The sequence below is a fragment of the Chthoniobacter sp. genome (assembly GCF_040003245.1).
GTDB lineage: Bacteria > Verrucomicrobiota > Verrucomicrobiia > Chthoniobacterales > Chthoniobacteraceae > Chthoniobacter.
This window is the reverse complement of record NZ_JBDUCX010000039.1, coordinates 1-16086: the sequence shown is the minus strand read 5'-3', so window position 1 is coordinate 16086 and position 16086 is coordinate 1. Positions and strand designations below refer to the sequence as shown.

Below are 16086 nucleotides of genomic sequence, written 5' to 3'. Positions count from 1 at the left end.
TTCACTTTTCTTTGCCGGGTAGACCTCTGGGCCTCCATTGTGACCACCTGCTGAAACTCAGTGGCGCGGCGGTAAAATGTCCCGAGGAACGTCGGGGTAAACACCTAGGATATTGTTTACGAAGGCTGAACTCGCTCCTTTCCCGTCATTCGGCTCGATCGAGGTGCCGGACAATTTGCTGAGGTCTACGGATTTCCACTTTCCTCCCTCGAAATGGAGCAGCGCTGGCTTGCCTCCGGAAAGCGACTTTCCCGCGTGGTCCTGCGGGGTGACCTCGGTCCACGCCCAGCCATTGTGAATTTTGAGACACCTCACCGCAAAAACTACCTTGCCCTCCTGGCCGGGAAAATTCTCGGCGCGCAGGGCGTCCATGATCAACTTTCTTTCCGGGTTTCCCCGCTCTGGCTCGCGCAGGTCGTCGGCCAGCGCCAGTTTTGCGGCGGGAGCAACACTGGGAATCGACATAGGCTGGGTGGTGGTCAGCGCAGCCGCAACGGCTGAATCGCGGAGACCTGGGATATGGGCGTAGCCCACAAAATCGACGTGTTTCTCCGGCTTGGCGGGATCCGCCTTCGGCATCTTGAAGTCGAAGACGCTTACCCCCCACCGCTGGATGCCGTTGTAGGTGCGTCCGTCGCTGGAACCGAACATCACGCTTTTCCCGGTCCCTTTCTCGCGCCCCAAGTAGAGCATGACGTGACTGATGGGGACATCCCGTCCGGTATTGTAGGTGCCGCTCCAAAACATCAGGTCACCGGGCTGAAGGTCTTTGAATTCGAAGCTGTCCGCCAGCGTGCTGACCACCGCGAAGAATTGACCGTGCTTGCGCGCCCACACGTACTGCCCGCTCGAATCCCGCGGAACGTCCTTCAGTCCCTGCGAACGAAACAAATAGTAAATGGTGCCGGAACAGTCCATGCCGCCTGCGGACGGTTCGGCAGAGCCGTAAGTATAGGTAAGATTTTGTTTGGCGAGATCAAGGGCTGCGGTGATCAGTTGCTGCACGCGGGCAGGTTGGACGGAGAACTCCGCAAGTTCATTGACCTCGATCGTTGCAGCGGGGGCATGCGGAGCTTTTTCAGTGATCGGCGGGTCGCCTATCACCGCGCCCAACGGTTTCCCTGGCTTCGCCTCGAGCGCGGCACCGTCGTCATCGACGACCTTCTTTTTCTTCCGATGAGAGCCAGCTTTCGGAGTGGCTGAGGAATGAGACGCACTGCTTTCCACTTCCTGACCCTGCGCATACAAACCTGCCGTCGTGCAGACCAAACAGAGAACGCACTGACGGAGGAGATTTTTCACGCCCGGAGAATCGCATCAAAGTCCTGCAGCGTCACCTCTTTGCTGGACTTGCCGCGGCATTCGTATTCGAGAGTTCGTTCCCGTTCCCTGCGTCGGAAGGGGCTGACTGTGTGCGCACCAGCAGAGGGATTTATGTGGCACCATGGCCTCACCGCCTCTACGGAGCCAACCGGCACGGCAGGTTTCGTTTAACCGGCACAGCCGTGGATGCTCGGAGCGCCGAATAGTCTGTCCTATGGGCGACAACTCACCGAAGAACCAACACAAGCTGGACGAGCAAAAGCACGGAGAGCATGTGAAGAAAGATCACGCCAAGCTCGAAAACGCGGTGCATCAGCATCACCCGGATCGCGCTTCCACTCCCGAGGAGGTCCTGGGCCTGAAAAGGCAGGAGGAAGACGCGGACGCCGCCCGCGCGATTGTTACGGAGTAATCACCCGGTCGAACTTGCATCAGGTACGACCGAGGGTCGGCATTGACAAGGTGGCGGGACGGTTGTCTTGAGCAGGACACGCCCCGACTTGTCGTAGATCGTCAACGGCGTTTCTACCGTCACCATTTTTCGAGCGTATTCCAGAGTTTCTTCAAAGGAGTTAAATACCTTCTTGCTGTCCTCGCCCACTCTCGCCAGCGTGTATTGAAACGGTGAGCCGCCGCAAAAAATAAGAACATTCCGGATTTCGGTGTCCATTGAATTTCTTGAAGCCAGCGCCATGCCAGCTCGGGCAATCTCCTTGAAGTTGGGTAGTTCAGCTTGGAGTTGAAGTGAGTGCGGGCGTCGGGCCCGCTCTTCCGCGACAACGCGGCTCCTTCAGCGTTCGGGCTAGAGCCAGAGAGCTTAGTGGGAGTCTGAAAGGAGATTGGTGCAAGGAACGGGAGCCACGCTGAGAATGGTTGCCAGGTGGCCGCTTCCGCCTTCGGCTACATAAAAGAGCCCCTGCAGCATTAATGAAACTCCAACTCGCGCGATTGCACAACACCGTCTGTGAAATCCGCTACGATGCCTTGATTGCCGGGCGAGTGAACTTCGACCTGCCAGCCGTGCTGCTCGGCAAAAATCCGTATTCGATTTCCACTGGAAGATTTTCCGTCCGGGGAGAAACACGCAATCAAAACGTCCTCATAAATGCGGCACAACGAACGAGTTCGAAAGCCCTCACGGAGAAAGGCCGCAAGTTCTTCATCTGTTTGGAGAAGGCGCATTTACATCCGATTCGGTCCTCGCATTCGAGCCGGATGCAATAGGGGGAAATGGTGCCGCAACTTCTTGCCACGGGCTGCATCTGACCCCAGGTGCGTAATGGGAGCGCATCAGCGATGCCGGTGTTTGGACGCTGAAGTGAGAACTTTGTAGTTCCATACGTCGCAATCGCATTGGCCTGCGAATGCTTGGCGGGCTGAGCCCGCTATCATGCATCGCCGGACGGCTTCCTTCGGTGCTGGACGCACTCCCATTGTTTCACGCATGAGTCAGCTCAACATCGAATTCGAAAACATAAGTTTGCCCGATCAGGTGGTCGCGGCGGTCCGCAAAACGCTTGAGACCGGTGGTTGCCACAGTGGAGTCTTCTTCATCGGTGTTCTCAACAGCGCACCGGACACCGCCTATATTCTCTGGCACCTTATAGGCGAACAGCCTATTTCCATGCTTGTTCAGGCAAGCGATCTGGGGGACGAGGATCTCGCGAAAGCGGCAGCTGAGGACTTCCTGATGAAGTGGTATCAACGCGATCCCTAGTCGCCTTTCGACGATCACGACGTAATTCACCCCCGCCCCAATCAATGGTCAACCCGGTCTGATCCGTGCAGCTTCACCAGTTTGTTGTAGATGCCTAGGAGAAGGAACGTGGGTGCCCATTGACCCATGAATGTAGCGCCGTGTTTGTGGCCGGTGAGTCTCAGGGCCAGCGAAACTCCAATTGAGGCGAAAGCCGCCCACAGAAAAGTGTCTGACGGAAGCTTAGCCGTTTGTGTTTCAATCGCACGAGCAATGGGACCTTCGCGAGGTTCTGCGCCCTTAGGCGTTTCCGTGGAGTTCATGCAGTCTCTTCGTCTGTCAACCGTCAAGGGGACGCATCAACATCGACAGCGAATAATTCCCGCAACCTTCGTGCCTTCGGCATTCTCGTGTTGCGGACTCCTCGGCCCGCGGATGCGAGGTTCCCTCTCCTGGCTCCTTCTCAGCTTTCATCACACGCGAACCTTCTGGCCAACCCATTGGAACGGCGAGTCACGTTTCAGGGAGCACTCTCTCGGCGACGATAGGGGTGCTTACTTAGTGGTGCATGGGTCGAGACGGCACCCTGGAGCGGGGCATCCGCTGCGGGTTAAAGATGCGATTCTGTTGCGTGAAAACCGCTCGCCACTTCCCATCGCGACGCTCGGCCAATAGGGCGGCCACGGGCCTCGTTTATGATCACATCCTTCAGAGCGGGAAGAGTTTCTCATCAACCGGCAAATATGAGTAAATATCTGTCTCAAACGCCCGCATGGTTAGACACCGGCTCTTTTCGACACCTCGCAGGCAAGAAAATCCGAATAACGGAAAAAGAGGGCACGGTTAAGGTCACCATCAGCCTGGCCGAACGGTTCATGCCGTCCAACGGGGAACTGAAGATCGCCGTATGTGTGTGGCAACCAAGTATTGATCGACCTGTCGCTTGGTCGTCAAGGCTACCGGAAACATGCGAACGAATGGCGCTGGCCGACGCCAGTCCATGGAGCCGTTATCTCACCGAGGAAGCCCTGGCATCAGTTCGACCTGCAAAAGAAGGTGATGGAGTCGATTTCGTTCTTTCATTGAGCGACGGTTGAAACATTGCGCCGCGCTACGAACCAAGTCGATGGACTATCCAGAGCGGTGTGAGGCGCTCATGAAGAGGTGATCCGACCTCAATCAAGCGAAAGTAGGTGGCTTTTTGATTTCCCGTGCTTCTTCGTTTTCGGCTGCATGTTGGCGGCATGGACGAAATCAGCGGTAACTTTGACACAGACTCCAGTCGTCTCATAAGCGCCCTGCACGTTTATGACGAAGTAGCCTTCGAATGGGTGGAGAAGACGGGACACTAAAGCCAGTGCCGGCGGGGAGATTGCAGTCAAAATGCGAAGAATCACTTGACCAACAAAAATCTCCTTATCGTTTGCATCCGATAACCGGGCCTTTTTGAAACTGAGCACCATAATCCGCTGAAGATCAGGATCACTGGTGTCGAGAAAGTCCATCATCTGGACAATCTGGATATCCATTCCGCTGATCCGTAGAAGCTCTCCGGCAATTTTGGTGGGAGCGATTTGGCGGGACTTTCGCTTGGTGGTCATCGTGACTTTTTAGCCGGTCAGCAAAGAGACACCAGAAAAAAGCCCCCCTTGACTCGTCGAATTAAGCCCCTTCCCACACCTGAAAGCCACTCCCCTCTATAACGATGGCGCGGATTTTCGTCCCCGGGGTGCTGCATGTCGCTTGCTGCAGCTTCCCGCTTATCTCGTCCAGAGACTCTGAGGCGTTCTGCTTCGCGTAGCACCGAAACGGCAATTGTTTCAAGCCACCTTCGGTATCAAGGCCGCCTCCAAACCCCATTTGCTTTAAATCTACGTGGAGAGATTCCGGAATTTCGTTCGAATCGCTTAACTCGATAAAGGCAAAATAGGTGGGCATGCCGCTAAGATAGGAGCGCAGCCTACAAAGTCAAAGAAGCGGCTTGTGTTCGCGCATTAGGCGACCGGCGGGAGGCTCATAAGACTAAGGTTTTACGCTCCTACTTCTCGCTGACAGGAGGGGGAGTCCCCCGCTTTTGCCCCCCTGAGGTTTGCCGACTGGTCCGTTTGCGTCACGATTCGTCCACTGGCACCACCCTTCCCCCTCGGAGTCGGCCCTGGCCAGCGGGCCGAGCTATCGCGCGAGCCAGGAAGCGGAGCGGCGCCGCGCGGATGAGCTGACGGTGACCTTGAATACGTCGGCTACCGCACCGCCGTGGTTGGCGATGGTGGTGCCACCCAGACCATGGCGAACATCAACTACGATAATTTCAGCTTCGTGCCAGAACCCACCACTGGAATGCTTTACCTGGCTGGCGTTGGATTCGTTATCTCGCAACGCCGGAGAAAAAGGGCGTGAGCAGAGATCATTTCCAAAAAAGTTCGGCCGCGCCGCATGGACCTGGGGCTACTGATCCTACTTCGATGCCGATATTCGCACGATGTGGATTGGGGACGCCGCATCGCACGGACGCCCCGGCTTGATCGTCCACGCTGACGACATCCTGACCGCCTTTCTCGAGATCGAGCGACAATGCGGGCTCCCTGTGAAAGTGTAGCGGCATGTGCAATCACTACTCCGGCGATCCTGATAGGCTGGCCGAGTTCGTTCGGATATCGGCGCCGTGGCTTCGCATTCCTGCCGCCTACAGCGAGGCGCCGGCCCACATGTATCCCAAGCGCAAGGGCCGCGTGGTGCGCAAGAAAGACGGCGTGGCCGAAATGGTGCGGATGCGCTGGGGGGTGTGGCCGTTTTACGCGAAGGACAGCCGGTCGCTCGTGACCAACGCCCGCAATGACAGGCTGACGACAAAGGCCATCTGGAAGCAGTCGGTACAGCATCGACGGTGCCTCGTGCCCGCCACGGGCTATTTTGAGCCCGGGCTGGGGCCTGTAGGCGCGCGTGGCGAGGTGCTGTTCAAGGTCAGGGAGCGTCAGCACTTCTTCATCGCGGGCTTGTGGGACAATGACCCCGACCAATCGGGGGAGTCCGGCTTTACCCTCGTGACGACCGAGCCGAATGATTACGTACGTCCGTTTCACGATCGCATGCCGGTCGTGTTGAGCAATGCGGATGCCGCGGACTGGATTGGCGAGGATCGGCTGCCGGATGCACGGCTGGTCGAATTGTGCCGCGGGCTGCCCTCCGAGGCGCTCATTCACGAGGAGATCGCGGCCAAGTTGCCGGAAAAACTCACGATCAAGCGGCCGAGTAAGCCAGCACCACCGCCCGACCCACAGCAGTTCCTCTTCTGAGCCCGGCTCACACCAGCGGCGCGGCTTGGAGAAAAAATAGCAGCATTGGCTGAAGCCGTCTGCCTGCTATCATGCGGGCATGGAAAATATCGTGGAATATATCACCATCACGGGTGGCCCAGCACGTTTCGCCCCATCTATGCAGCAATTCAACGCTGATGCTGCGAAGGCGATTAAAGACGGGTTTCAACCTTGGGGAAACCCCTCTACCGACGGCGAATAACTCCTCCAAGCTTGCGTGCGATACGGCAGAACTCCCCAAAACCGACCGCACACCAATCCGGGCAGGATTGACCAGACGGCACCACTTCGGCTAGAAGCGGGGCCATGAAAACGTGGCTGTCGCTTGTCCTGGTAATCCTCGCAATACTCACGACGGCCCGCGCGCAGACGCCGGTACTAGAGTCGCAAAAGCTGGCCATTGCAAAGTATCCGGATCTCGCGGATGGCAAGTCAAAGTTCAACCAGAAGTTTCTCGCCATGGTTGTCGCCCAGCGGGCGAGCGACGCAAGCTTTTTGCAGCGGGACGATTGGCCGATGGTCATCGCCGATCGTACCGCCGCCGCCCTCGACGTGAAACCCGCCGCAAATACCGACGGCCCCAATCACTCCGCGACGCTCGATGCTCCCGTGGGGCGCATCACCATTCACGGCTCGGTGATGCAGAAGATGGACACCGGGCTGCTCCTCAACACGATTCACGGTGTGGTGCTGCTGCGCGGATACGCGGCGAAGGAAGGGGCCACGATCACCGTACCGACGATGAAGGCCGAGCCCTACGACTATACGGACCTGGACGGCGCCAAGCGGCGTGTAGACTCCTATCAGGCGCTCAAGTGATGGCCAGGGATTCGAGGGCATTCGGGGCGAGGCCGAAATGCTAAACTGAGCCGGTCGCTATTTTCCGCCCTTCGAATCGGCCGTCCTTTGGGTGCCATTACGGCGCTGTCCGCGGCCGCGAGTTCTATTGGACTTGGGTCGCCGGACAGTTTTTCTCCCTATGCCGGAGGCTTTTGCTGCGGGCTCAGTTTCGGTCGGCGCTCTGTGAACGTGGCCGACCAAGGTCTTCGCGGTCTGAAGCGTGAGTTTAACCGCCTGCGTTTTGCCGAGCAGTGGTTCCATGATCAGGTAGCCGTTGACCAGCAGCATGAGTTGCTGGGCCAGGAGTAGGGGATCGGCAAGATCCGCATCGTCGCAGAGAGCGAGCCCCTGGAGGCCTGGGGGGCAAAGAGGGCTCCGACCCTCGCGGACCGGAGCCCCGACAATTATCTCATTTGTCCGCCGCTACCGTGTTTCGCTGAAACCGCTCCAGCGCCCTGTCGCAAGCTTCGAGGTCGAATCTCACGATGCCGTAAGACGGTTTGTAGTAGGGTAAGACTCCGGAGTTCATCCAGTTCTCTACCGTCCTCTGTGACACACTGTAGCGGTCGCAGAGCTCTGATTTTTTCACCATGTTCTTGATGGCTTTATTTCTGTTCTCTGCGGTCCAGACTTCCAGGCCGCCGAGTCGCCGGCCGGGCACGAATGCCCTGCGGGCAATCAAAGTTCCTTCCAGATCAAACTTTCGATCCAGGCATCGCCTCCGATGCTTCGCCCGTGACGATTGCTCATCCCGGGCCAAGACCGACGGCGGTATGGGGAGGAGACAGGCATTCCGGGCGCTGGTCAAGACTGTGAGATACGACGCCGTCCCCTACCCGCCAGATGGCGAGATTAACGGACGGCCTTCTTTGAGTCTGCATTCTCGCTCGCAGAAGGCAGGGTGTTCCACCACTTTTCCACGTCTGCCGGGGTCACCAGTTCGCGGTAGTGCTGGAAGACCATGCGCGCGGAGTTTCCCATTTCCAAGGCGACCTCTGCAGCATTTTTGCACTGGCCAAGTCGATAGCTTGCGAAGCTGTGCCGAAGCACATTCTGTGGCCACACAATTCCGTGACGCCGGGCAAATGCTGCCGCTTTCTGATTAATGGTCGATAAACAGAAAACAGGGCCGGAAGTTTTCGCATACGGTTGCAGCCATAGGGCGAGGTTCGGCTGGATCGGAACGAGCCGCCGCTGCGCTGTCTTCGCATTACCCGCAGTCACCTCGATGTAGCTTTGCGCCAGCTTTATCTCAGGCCAGTTCAGGCGCAGTAACTCGGCCGTGCGCAGGCCGGCAAAGGCGCCGATCGCGAGGTACGGCACGAGACTCTCGTCGGCATGCTCAAGTAGCATGGTCAGTTCATCCGGGGCGAAGATGCCGATCGGCGAACCAACGTCTTTCGCCTTGGTCAGCGGGTCAGATTCGGTAGGCTGATTCTTCGGTAGATAGCCGGAAGTTTTGGCGAAATTGAAGACCGCGACAAGTTGTGCGCGGAAGTTATTTCGGCCCCGCGGACCGACGCCGAGCCCGTTGAGCCACGCCTGCAAATCCTTGGTCGTAAGATCGCTGAGTTGTCCTGGACATTCCCGGGCGAAGCGTCCCAGGCGGCTTTCCAAGTCCGAAAGGTAACGCAGACTCATGCCGTCGGCCTTTTTTGCCGCGATCATCTCGTCGACGATCTCGCGAGTGGTTTTCCTCGGCAGACTTTTTGGATGATGCTTCACGTAAAATCGCACCGCCTCAAGGAGCGACGTATGATCGCCCAGGACATTTATGGCGCTCGCGAATTCGGTGGCCGCAATTTCAAGGCTGCGACCGGTTGGTTTGATCTCCGCCAAGGCGTGGAGGTATGCACTGCGATCCCTATTCGAGAGCTGGAGCAGCTGGATATCCCCGTTCTGGAGATCGGCCGCCAGACGATACGCCTCCGCTTTTGCTTCGGCCAGGTCTGCGAAGTTTTGGCGCTTCCGCTGCCCTGCCGCTGAATAATGGGTAACCGTGTACAGGGTCCGCCCTCGGTTGTGCATCGAATAGATCTTCACGACTGCACTCCCCGATTTGACCTCTATGGGTTCGAAAGGCTTTGACCGCTTTGAGGAGGACTTCACCACCCCACGTTTGTCATGTTTTTGTCATGCAAACAAGGAAATTGCCCCGGCCACTTGATAGAATCAAGTGACCCTAACGGGATTCGAAACCGGTAGACTGGACTTCTTTGTGACCTCCTGTGTCGTTATAATACATTCTTCATAAACGACTTAGAAATATGGAATGTCGGCCTCGAAATCTGAAGGGGTCGCAGGAGGGCACGAAAACGGGTGAAATTTGTCACGTTTTGTCACGCCTGTTTCGTATTAAGTTCACCATAGCGGGTTGAGCACCCGTTACACTCACCGTGTTTTGTCGCGTCGCGTCGTGGCATCTCAGCGAACGCGGTAATCTGCTGTCGTCCCCTCGCAAGCCCAAAGTGCCTGGGCCTGACCCGATGCGGTGGACACGGGGTTGGGCCATCGGGGCAGCCGATGAGAATAATGAACGAACCAAAAACGAAGCGGCCCAAACGCCGTTACGATGAAGCGTGACGCCGGACGGCGGCAGTGCTGGTCGAGAGCATCTCGCCTCCTCTCGCCACTCCGCCCGACCTCGCACTCCCGCGCATCAGGACGAATTGCGCCGATTGAATGCCGAATTGGAGCAGCAGACGATTCAATACGGGGTGATTCCCGACAGACCGGGTCAAACAAGGGTTTGTCACGTGAAGAGGCGACAGGAGATTCGCTTGCGGCTCCTCAGTCGGCGGGGCAAGGTTTCTGCCGTTCAATCTGACCGAATCGCTTCATCTGATACCACCGTGGAATACATCCTCATCGCCTTGCAGCTTATCGTGGGCCTCGGAATTCTGAATGTCTGGATGCTTCGGTCAGGGAAAGCGACGCCGTATCGCGGCGGCGAGGCGAAGAACCTGCGCGAGGAATTCGCCGCCTACGGACTGCCATTCTGGTTTATGTGCGTGATCGGGGTGCTCAAGGTCGGATTGGCGCTCGCCCTTCTGGCCGGCATTTGGATTCGCAGCGTCGCCCAACCGGCCGCGATCGGCCTCGGGTTGCTCATGCTGGGGGCGTTCGTCATGCACCTCAAAGTGAAAGACCCGATCAAGAAAGCCGTGCCATCCATCGCCGTGCTCGCGATGTGCGCCGCGATTGCGTTGTTGTGAGGAATCGGCTGGTCAGAACGCCACCAGACACAGGTAGGCGTTCAGCGCCAGATAGAACAGCGCCGGGGTCGTCTGCGGCAGAGTATCTTTGATTTTAATCCGGACGCCGACGGCGACCAGCATCATGACGGCAAGCCCGGCGGACGCCGCGCGTCCCATCCACGGCTGGCTCAGGCCAGCCAGCAATCCGATCGCCGCGCACAACTGCAGCCAACCCACAAGGGTGCGCCGCGATCCAAGTTGGTAGCGATCGAACTCCCGCTTCATGTAGGCGGAGAGAAAGCACGCCGACCCGTAGGCGAGAAAGGAAATGGCTGAGAAAACGATCAGGGTGACGTTCAACGGCGCGAGCATAGCATCATTCGTTTATACGTCTCCGGCCCTTTGGCTCGTGCAGCGAAGAATGCATCCACTACCGGCCACAAACGTAAATTTTGCACAAAGCCTTCCATCATATGAAAAACGAGTCCGCCATCGCCATCCTTGCTGCTGTGTTTCTCGGCAGCACTTTCGCCCTCGCTGACTCCAACGTGCCGAATTCATATCCGTTGAGCAAATGCGTCGTGTCCGGCGAAAAGCTCGGAGAGCACGGCAAACCCGTGAAAGTCACGTCCGAGGGCACTGACGTCTATTTTTGCTGCAAGTCTTGCATCAAGGACTTCAATAAAGACCCGAAGAAATTCGTGAAGATGGTGACCGACGCGGCCCCCAAGAAGTAGGCACGGGCGCACCGGGTGTCGAAAATGTTTTCGCGAATGGTATCCAGAGGGCCAACACTGTCGTAAGGCATTCTTAAGTCGCCTTCTCATCTCAATCACTCGCTCTCCAATGCTGACCGAATTTTTTCAATCCCAAGGCACTCTCTACACTGCCGGCGTGATGACTCAGGCGGAGCGGGAGCAGTTTGAACTCCTCCTCGAATTTCATCAGGAGCTTCGCGAGTTCGTCGCCGGACTTTCGGAGGTGAGCGCGGCGGTGACGCTGGCCATCGCGCCGCGCGTTGGCGTGGTGCCTTCGCTAGGACTGAAGGCTCGCCTCGCCGTGCTGATTGCGAACCGCCCGCAGCAGACCAGCCCGGAGGGTTTGGTGGTATCCGGGCCAGATCGCCTGGTGCAGTGGGTCAATCCTTCCTTCAGTGCGATGTGCGGATATTCGCTGGATGAATTGCGCGGGAAAAATCTAGGACCGATTTTACAGGGTGAGAAGACCGATCGCGCGACGGCGGCGCGGATGCGGAGCGCAGTGCACGAGTATCGCCCCTGCCGCGAGACGATCCTCAATTACCACAAGAACGGCACGCCCTACTGGGTTGAGGTTGCCATCAGCCCGGTCGTTGACGACGCGGGCGAACTGCTCTGGCTCGTCGCCAGTGAGCGGGAACTGACGGACCGGGTCGCGGCGTAGTCCGCCTGAACACCGGTGGCTACACCTCCGGGTTCAGAACCTCGCGCAGCTTCATCATTCCGCGCCGAATCCGCGCCTTGATCGTGCTGAGAGGCTCATTGAGGCGCACCGCGATTTCCGCCTGCGTGAGCGAGGAGAAGAACGCGAGTTCGATCGCTTCGCGCTGGTCTTTCGAGAGCTTCTGAATGGCGTCACGGACGATCCGTTTCGTCTCCCCCGCGGCCACCGCATCGAAGGAACTCCGGTCGTCAAACTGCTCGAAGGTTTCCGCTTCGCGCTCCACGTCGTCCTGCAGCCGATTGCGGCGCACCGTCGAGCGCAGGCGGTCGATCGCCTTGTTGCGCGTGAGGGTCACGGCCCACGTCATCGGCTTGCCGCGCGCCGGGTCGTAGAGCGGTGCCTTTTCCCAGATCTGGATAAAGACATCCTGAAGCACGTCCTCGGCGGCTTCCTGATTGTTGAGCACGCGATACGCCGTGGAAAAAAGCACGCCGGAAAAACGATCGTAAAGCGTCTCGAAACTCACGCGATCTCCTTGCGCGACCCGCTGCAAAAGCTCGATCTCAGCTTCGAGGTCGTTGGCAGGATCGGTTGGCATCGGCGCAAAGCATGTGCGAGCCGCTGCGCGCCGACAATAGAAACTGAGTTGCCCGCTCAAGCGGATGGCGGAAACACCCACAACGCGGGGCGGCCGACATTGCAGTGCACGGCGCGCCCGAGCAGCGTGAGTGTCGCCCACGAATAGTAGAGGTTGTTGCGCGCAAGGCTACCGAGCACGAGCGGTGCATCCTCGATCGAGTGGAGCCGCATTTTGACTGAGGGGATCGGGTAGAATATCGTTTGCACGGTGGCATTCGCGCTGCCGTCCTAGCCGGTCAGGTTAGAAAAGCGCGTAATCCAGGCTGCGGGCGCGAGGCTGGCAGTGGCGGCCGCGCGGTCGGCGGCGAATACGGCGCCGCGACTCAACGCCGGCAGCACCAACAGACCCACAAACGCCCAGAGTGTCATCCAGCAGACGTGGCCAAACAGCGCCTCGGCCGGCGTGCGATGGGCCAGCGCGAAGGCGAATGTCCCGAGCGATGCGCCAAAGAGATTCCAGCCCAAGAGCGCGACGAGAGCCCGATGGTTCAGGCCGTTGGTGAGCTGCCATTCACGCCGGCACGATTCCACGGCGAATTCCGACTGCGACAAACCTTCCAGCCAACGCGCGGGCCAAAGGCTCTGCGCACGGTGTCCGATTCCGACGATGCCGCCGGTAAAAGCCGAGTCGCTCACCGCCGCGGTGAGGTTCTTTCGTCCTTCGCGAGAGATTTTGGAAATGGATGCTCCGGCCATCGCCCCGAAGATTTGCCGGCGCCCGAGAGCAAGCCCGACGGTCGCAATCAAAACCGCCGGCGCGAAGCCCGAGCTAAGCCGGAAACTCGCCCAACTCAGCAGACCAACGCCAGCCAACACCAAGCAGTGAAAAAAAGCGCCGCGAAACCAGCGACGCAGGAATTCTCCTGGCGTTGGCGCTGGCGGCGGCATCAACCACGCGCCTCCTATGATATCGAACGCTGCCTGCACGACGATGGTCGCGAGGCCGATGATGACGCACGCCGTTGTGTCGAGACCGTGAGCACTGCCGCTCGTTAGCCAATAGAGCCCGCCGGATGCCGTCACGACCCAGAATCCGACGTTCGCTATGCCGAGGCGCAGTCGGTTGCGGGCCAGCTTCAGTTGTTCCAATGTCATTCCTCCACTAAACGCAAGGCGCGGCGCGAAAGACGCACTGAAGGGGCTTCTCCCTCCATCCATCGCGGTCCGAGTCCGGTCGTATTTGGCATCTGCGACATCCACCTCAGCCGTTACCTTAGCTGAATCCCATGACTCCGATACTTTCCGCACCGCGCTGGATGCGCCATGTCTTGTTTGCCGCCGGCATTTACAACCTGATCTGGGGCGCGTTCGCCGCGGTCTTCCCTGGCGCGATATTTCGCTGGCTGGAGATGGCCCAGCCAAACTACCCGCAGCTCTGGCAGTGCATCGGGATGATCGTCGGCGTTTACGGGCTCGGTTACCTCATCGCTGCGTCCGACCCGGCGCGGCACTGGCCCATCGTGCTCGTTGGCTTTTTGGGCAAAGTGTTCGGCCCGCTCGGCATGGTGCAGGCGCTCTGGACGGGTGCGCTGCCCTGGGGCTTCGCGCTGAATTGCGTGACTAACGATCTGATCTGGTGGGTGCCATTCGCACTCATTTTGAAACACGCGTGGGATTGCTATCAGGCTGACCCCGGCGCAGGCGATCTCCCCGACGAGGCCGCGCTCCTCGCCGAAGCACGAACCAGCGCGGGCCGCAGCCTCGCGGAATTGTCGCGTGGCCAGCCTGTGCTCGTCGTTTTCCTCCGCCATGCAGGCTGCACCTTCTGCCGGGAAGCGCTCGCTGATCTTTCCGCAAGGCGCGCTGAGATCGAGAAACGCGGGACGAAGCTCGCCCTCATCCACATGGGCACGCCGGAGGCGTTTGCGGCCTTCGCGAGCACTTACCGTCTCGGCAACGTCCCGGCCGTGTCCGACCCCGAGCGGCGGCTCTATCGCGGGTTGGGCTTGCGGCGGGGAAAGCTCGCGCAATTGCTCAGCTGGAGCGTCTGGGTCCGCGGAACGCGTGCGTTCTTTGCCGGACATCGCGTCGGCCCACTCGAAGGCGACGGCACGCAGATGCCGGGTGTCTTTCTCATCCGCGATGGCCATGTCGTGCGTCGCTTCCTTCACGCCACCGCAGCCGACCGTCCTGACTACGTAGAACTCTGCCGCATTCCCGCGACGGCATGAACGCGCTCCTCGCCGCGCACTGTGCCGCGACATGGGCGCTCGTCGGTCTCATCTGGACAGTCCAACTCGTCCACTACCCGCTCTTCGCGCAAGTTGGGGCCGACGCCTTCCGCACCTGCCACGCCCGCCACACGCGCAACATCACGTTCATTGTTGCGCCGCTCATGGCCGCCGAACTTCTCACTGCCGTCCTCCTCTTTCTCCGCGGAGCGCGCGAGCCGTGGCTGCTGGCGAGCTTCGCCCCGCTGCTCTTCAACTGGCTCTCCACCTGGCGAGTGCAAGTCCCCCTCCACAACCGACTCGCCGCTGGATTTGACCCCGAGACGCACCGTCGGCTCGTGGGCACCAACTGGTGGCGCACGCTGGCTTGGACCGTTCGCGGTGGCTGCCTGATCATCGGAATCTTATCAGACCCGATCCGAGCCCCGGAGTGAACTACGAGTCAGCTCTTGCGATCTACGGTCGGCTTTTCCCTCTCCATCCGCTCCAACTCTTCCGCTGTAAATTCCTGAGCCATCATTACCCCCTTGGCGACAAGGAGGCTGACCATCAATCCGATAATAAAAATTGAGGTGACATACTCCATGGCCTACCTCCCTTTTCGAGAGTTAATGCCATGTGAGAGAACGACCACTCTCACTCCGACCCAAAGGCTGAGGATGCTCGGCACCCAAATTCCAACGAAGAGCCCATACTCATGGCTGACGAGGAACCAGAGTGAAACGCTCGCCAGAAAGCTGACGAATGCTCCGATGAGAAATGGGTAGTCGATTTTGTGAAACATAATCTGGAGCGAGTTGGAGAGTCCTTCGCGAGGCTCGAATCCAAAGAACAGTTGGGGAACGCTACAAGTTAGCCGGCCTATGCCTTCGATTGAGAAACGGAATGAGAAGCGCGCACTCCGCGCTGGCATCTGCAATCCTCGGAAACAAGTCGGCTCACCTGCGTGATTGCGCGTCCACAGCGCTCGGGGGAGCGTATCCCTAGAGACTCGAAAGCGAATCATATGAATGAATCCACGTCACCCTCGCGCGTCTGGCTCATCACCGGCTGCTCCAGCGGCTTTGGCCTCGCGCTGGTCACCTCGCTGCTTTCGCGAGGGCAGCAAGTCATCGCCACGGCGCGCCAGCTGGAAGCGCTCGTTGGGCTGGCCGCGCGCTACCCGGAGACGTGCCGTGCACTCCCGCTCGATGTCACCAATGTGGTTCAAGTGAAGAGCGCGATTGCTGAAGCGGCGAATGCCTGGGGACGGCTCGATGTCATCGTGAACAACGCCGGCTACGGACTCGTCGGTGCTTTTGAGGAACTCGGGGCTGATCAAATCGCCCGCAACTTCAGCGTGAACTTCTTTGGCGCGCTGGAAGTCATTCGTGCGGCACTGCCCGTTCTCCGAGCGCAAGGCAGTGGGCACATCGTGAACATTTCCGCCGCCGCGGTGATTTCGAATTACGCCGGCTTTTCCATCTACGGCGCGACCAAGTGGG

General features: G+C 58.9%; 25 protein-coding genes. 13 read left to right on the top strand and 12 right to left on the bottom strand.

All coding sequences use genetic code 11. The annotated features are described in order from the left end of the window. Positions 1-57: 57 nt before the first annotated feature. On the bottom strand, positions 58-1302 hold the full coding sequence (locus ABJF10_RS07420; protein ID WP_348543902.1) for an NlpC/P60 family protein: 1245 nt from the start codon (positions 1300-1302) through the stop codon (positions 58-60). Between the two features lie 235 nt (positions 1303-1537). Here ABJF10_RS07420 and ABJF10_RS07415 point away from each other — a divergent pair, with 235 nt between their 5' ends. Then, positions 1538-1735 carry a hypothetical protein gene (locus tag ABJF10_RS07415; protein WP_348543901.1) on the top strand — a complete coding sequence of 66 codons (198 nt, stop codon included), beginning with the start codon at positions 1538-1540 and terminating at the stop codon, positions 1733-1735. Here the strand turns inward: ABJF10_RS07415 and ABJF10_RS07410 are convergent, their stop codons facing one another. Continuing rightward, entirely contained in the window at positions 1736-1993 is a 258-nt protein-coding gene (locus ABJF10_RS07410; RefSeq protein WP_348543900.1) for a hypothetical protein, read from the bottom strand. Positions 1994-2271: 278 nt separating this feature from the next. Here ABJF10_RS07410 and ABJF10_RS07405 point away from each other — a divergent pair, with 278 nt between their 5' ends. Together ABJF10_RS07405 and ABJF10_RS07400 are read left to right on the top strand one after the other, a co-directional pair. Further along, complete coding sequence (locus ABJF10_RS07405; RefSeq protein WP_348543899.1) at positions 2272-2547, top strand: hypothetical protein; 276 nt, start codon at positions 2272-2274, stop codon at positions 2545-2547. Positions 2548-2767: 220 nt separating this feature from the next. After that, positions 2768-3040, top strand: coding sequence for a hypothetical protein (locus tag ABJF10_RS07400; protein WP_348543898.1), 273 nt, complete (start codon positions 2768-2770; stop codon positions 3038-3040). Positions 3041-3081: 41 nt separating this feature from the next. On the opposite strand, the gene ABJF10_RS07395 is transcribed toward ABJF10_RS07400, so the two are convergent. Beyond that, complete coding sequence (locus ABJF10_RS07395; protein ID WP_348543897.1) at positions 3082-3342, bottom strand: hypothetical protein; 261 nt, start codon at positions 3340-3342, stop codon at positions 3082-3084. Between the two features lie 420 nt (positions 3343-3762). Between ABJF10_RS07395 and ABJF10_RS07390 the strand changes: the two genes are divergently transcribed. After that, positions 3763-4116, top strand: a complete 354-nt coding sequence (locus ABJF10_RS07390; protein WP_348543896.1) for a hypothetical protein — start codon at positions 3763-3765, stop codon at positions 4114-4116. A gap of 78 nt (positions 4117-4194) precedes the next feature. Here the strand turns inward: ABJF10_RS07390 and ABJF10_RS07385 are convergent, their stop codons facing one another. Next, positions 4195-4620: a hypothetical protein gene (locus ABJF10_RS07385; RefSeq protein ID WP_348543895.1), complete on the bottom strand. Its 426-nt coding sequence runs from the start codon at positions 4618-4620 to the stop codon at positions 4195-4197. A gap of 61 nt (positions 4621-4681) precedes the next feature. Next, complete coding sequence (locus ABJF10_RS07380; RefSeq protein WP_348543894.1) at positions 4682-4957, bottom strand: hypothetical protein; 276 nt, start codon at positions 4955-4957, stop codon at positions 4682-4684. Between the two features lie 662 nt (positions 4958-5619). Between ABJF10_RS07380 and ABJF10_RS07375 the strand changes: the two genes are divergently transcribed. The 3 genes from ABJF10_RS07375 (at position 5620) to ABJF10_RS07365 (ending at position 7152) form a co-directional block, all read left to right on the top strand. Then, the gene (locus ABJF10_RS07375; RefSeq protein ID WP_348543893.1) at positions 5620-6312 is read left to right on the top strand and encodes an SOS response-associated peptidase family protein; all 693 of its coding nucleotides are present in this window, start codon (positions 5620-5622) and stop codon (positions 6310-6312) included. A 79-nt stretch (positions 6313-6391) separates the two neighbouring features. After that, entirely contained in the window at positions 6392-6535 is a 144-nt protein-coding gene (locus tag ABJF10_RS07370; protein WP_348543892.1) for a hypothetical protein, read from the top strand. Positions 6536-6639: 104 nt separating this feature from the next. Then, positions 6640-7152: a hypothetical protein gene (locus tag ABJF10_RS07365; RefSeq protein WP_348543891.1), complete on the top strand. Its 513-nt coding sequence runs from the start codon at positions 6640-6642 to the stop codon at positions 7150-7152. A gap of 57 nt (positions 7153-7209) precedes the next feature. Here the strand turns inward: ABJF10_RS07365 and ABJF10_RS07360 are convergent, their stop codons facing one another. Both ABJF10_RS07360 and ABJF10_RS07355 read right to left on the bottom strand, forming a co-directional pair. Next, the gene (locus ABJF10_RS07360) at positions 7210-7461 is read right to left on the bottom strand and encodes a hypothetical protein (protein ID WP_348543890.1); all 252 of its coding nucleotides are present in this window, start codon (positions 7459-7461) and stop codon (positions 7210-7212) included. A gap of 564 nt (positions 7462-8025) precedes the next feature. Then, the gene (locus tag ABJF10_RS07355; protein WP_348543889.1) at positions 8026-9216 is read right to left on the bottom strand and encodes a site-specific integrase; all 1191 of its coding nucleotides are present in this window, start codon (positions 9214-9216) and stop codon (positions 8026-8028) included. A gap of 809 nt (positions 9217-10025) precedes the next feature. Between ABJF10_RS07355 and ABJF10_RS07350 the strand changes: the two genes are divergently transcribed. After that, a complete protein-coding gene (locus ABJF10_RS07350) occupies positions 10026-10388 on the top strand; it encodes a DoxX family protein (RefSeq protein WP_348543888.1) in 363 nt (120 codons plus the stop codon). Positions 10389-10400: 12 nt separating this feature from the next. Here ABJF10_RS07350 and ABJF10_RS07345 read toward each other — a convergent pair whose 3' ends face one another. Continuing rightward, positions 10401-10730, bottom strand: a complete 330-nt coding sequence (locus ABJF10_RS07345; protein WP_348543887.1) for a DoxX family protein — start codon at positions 10728-10730, stop codon at positions 10401-10403. A 113-nt stretch (positions 10731-10843) separates the two neighbouring features. Here ABJF10_RS07345 and ABJF10_RS07340 point away from each other — a divergent pair, with 113 nt between their 5' ends. Continuing rightward, positions 10844-11107, top strand: a complete 264-nt coding sequence (locus ABJF10_RS07340; protein ID WP_348543886.1) for a hypothetical protein — start codon at positions 10844-10846, stop codon at positions 11105-11107. Between the two features lie 109 nt (positions 11108-11216). Next, positions 11217-11792, top strand: a complete 576-nt coding sequence (locus ABJF10_RS07335; protein ID WP_348543885.1) for a PAS domain-containing protein — start codon at positions 11217-11219, stop codon at positions 11790-11792. A gap of 19 nt (positions 11793-11811) precedes the next feature. Here the strand turns inward: ABJF10_RS07335 and ABJF10_RS07330 are convergent, their stop codons facing one another. The 3 genes from ABJF10_RS07330 to ABJF10_RS07320 are packed head-to-tail and all read right to left on the bottom strand — an operon-like array spanning position 11812 to position 13520. Then, a complete protein-coding gene (locus ABJF10_RS07330; RefSeq protein WP_348543884.1) occupies positions 11812-12390 on the bottom strand; it encodes a sigma-70 family RNA polymerase sigma factor in 579 nt (192 codons plus the stop codon). A 56-nt stretch (positions 12391-12446) separates the two neighbouring features. After that, a complete protein-coding gene (locus ABJF10_RS07325; protein ID WP_348543883.1) occupies positions 12447-12602 on the bottom strand; it encodes a hypothetical protein in 156 nt (51 codons plus the stop codon). Positions 12603-12659: 57 nt separating this feature from the next. Continuing rightward, positions 12660-13520 carry a hypothetical protein gene (locus ABJF10_RS07320; RefSeq protein ID WP_348543882.1) on the bottom strand — a complete coding sequence of 287 codons (861 nt, stop codon included), beginning with the start codon at positions 13518-13520 and terminating at the stop codon, positions 12660-12662. Positions 13521-13657: 137 nt separating this feature from the next. On the opposite strand from ABJF10_RS07320, the gene ABJF10_RS07315 reads away from it, so the two are divergent. Then, entirely contained in the window at positions 13658-14602 is a 945-nt protein-coding gene (locus ABJF10_RS07315; protein ID WP_348543881.1) for a peroxiredoxin-like family protein, read from the top strand. After that, complete coding sequence (locus tag ABJF10_RS07310; RefSeq protein ID WP_348543880.1) at positions 14599-15036, top strand: hypothetical protein; 438 nt, start codon at positions 14599-14601, stop codon at positions 15034-15036. Before ABJF10_RS07315 ends, ABJF10_RS07310 begins: the two co-directional genes overlap by 4 nt. Before the next feature lie 8 nt (positions 15037-15044). Here the strand turns inward: ABJF10_RS07310 and ABJF10_RS07305 are convergent, their stop codons facing one another. Beyond that, a complete protein-coding gene (locus ABJF10_RS07305; protein ID WP_348543879.1) occupies positions 15045-15188 on the bottom strand; it encodes a hypothetical protein in 144 nt (47 codons plus the stop codon). A gap of 420 nt (positions 15189-15608) precedes the next feature. Here ABJF10_RS07305 and ABJF10_RS07300 point away from each other — a divergent pair. After that, on the top strand, positions 15609-16086 hold a 478-nt coding region (locus tag ABJF10_RS07300; RefSeq protein ID WP_348543878.1), incomplete at its 3' end, for an SDR family NAD(P)-dependent oxidoreductase.

Bases quoted from the DNA above. Each gene is read 5' to 3' on its own strand.
- ABJF10_RS07400 (WP_348543898.1), top strand. From the start codon at position 2,768: ATGAGTCAGCTCAACATCGAATTCGAAAACATAAGTTTGCCCGATCAG.
- ABJF10_RS07365 (WP_348543891.1), top strand. From the start codon at position 6,640: ATGAAAACGTGGCTGTCGCTTGTCCTGGTAATCCTCGCAATACTCACG.
- ABJF10_RS07310 (WP_348543880.1), top strand. From the start codon at position 14,599: ATGAACGCGCTCCTCGCCGCGCACTGTGCCGCGACATGGGCGCTCGTC.
- ABJF10_RS07390 (WP_348543896.1), top strand. From the start codon at position 3,763: ATGAGTAAATATCTGTCTCAAACGCCCGCATGGTTAGACACCGGCTCT.
- ABJF10_RS07325 (WP_348543883.1), bottom strand. From the start codon at position 12,602: ATGCGGCTCCACTCGATCGAGGATGCACCGCTCGTGCTCGGTAGCCTT.
- ABJF10_RS07380 (WP_348543894.1), bottom strand. From the start codon at position 4,957: ATGCCCACCTATTTTGCCTTTATCGAGTTAAGCGATTCGAACGAAATT.
- ABJF10_RS07315 (WP_348543881.1), top strand. From the start codon at position 13,658: ATGACTCCGATACTTTCCGCACCGCGCTGGATGCGCCATGTCTTGTTT.
- ABJF10_RS07335 (WP_348543885.1), top strand. From the start codon at position 11,217: ATGCTGACCGAATTTTTTCAATCCCAAGGCACTCTCTACACTGCCGGC.
- ABJF10_RS07415 (WP_348543901.1), top strand. From the start codon at position 1,538: ATGGGCGACAACTCACCGAAGAACCAACACAAGCTGGACGAGCAAAAG.
- ABJF10_RS07360 (WP_348543890.1), bottom strand. From the start codon at position 7,461: ATGCTGCTGGTCAACGGCTACCTGATCATGGAACCACTGCTCGGCAAA.
- ABJF10_RS07385 (WP_348543895.1), bottom strand. From the start codon at position 4,620: ATGACCACCAAGCGAAAGTCCCGCCAAATCGCTCCCACCAAAATTGCC.
- ABJF10_RS07375 (WP_348543893.1), top strand. From the start codon at position 5,620: ATGTGCAATCACTACTCCGGCGATCCTGATAGGCTGGCCGAGTTCGTT.
- ABJF10_RS07330 (WP_348543884.1), bottom strand. From the start codon at position 12,390: ATGCCAACCGATCCTGCCAACGACCTCGAAGCTGAGATCGAGCTTTTG.
- ABJF10_RS07410 (WP_348543900.1), bottom strand. From the start codon at position 1,993: ATGGACACCGAAATCCGGAATGTTCTTATTTTTTGCGGCGGCTCACCG.
- ABJF10_RS07370 (WP_348543892.1), top strand. From the start codon at position 6,392: ATGGAAAATATCGTGGAATATATCACCATCACGGGTGGCCCAGCACGT.
- ABJF10_RS07305 (WP_348543879.1), bottom strand. From the start codon at position 15,188: ATGGAGTATGTCACCTCAATTTTTATTATCGGATTGATGGTCAGCCTC.
- ABJF10_RS07395 (WP_348543897.1), bottom strand. From the start codon at position 3,342: ATGAACTCCACGGAAACGCCTAAGGGCGCAGAACCTCGCGAAGGTCCC.
- ABJF10_RS07340 (WP_348543886.1), top strand. From the start codon at position 10,844: ATGAAAAACGAGTCCGCCATCGCCATCCTTGCTGCTGTGTTTCTCGGC.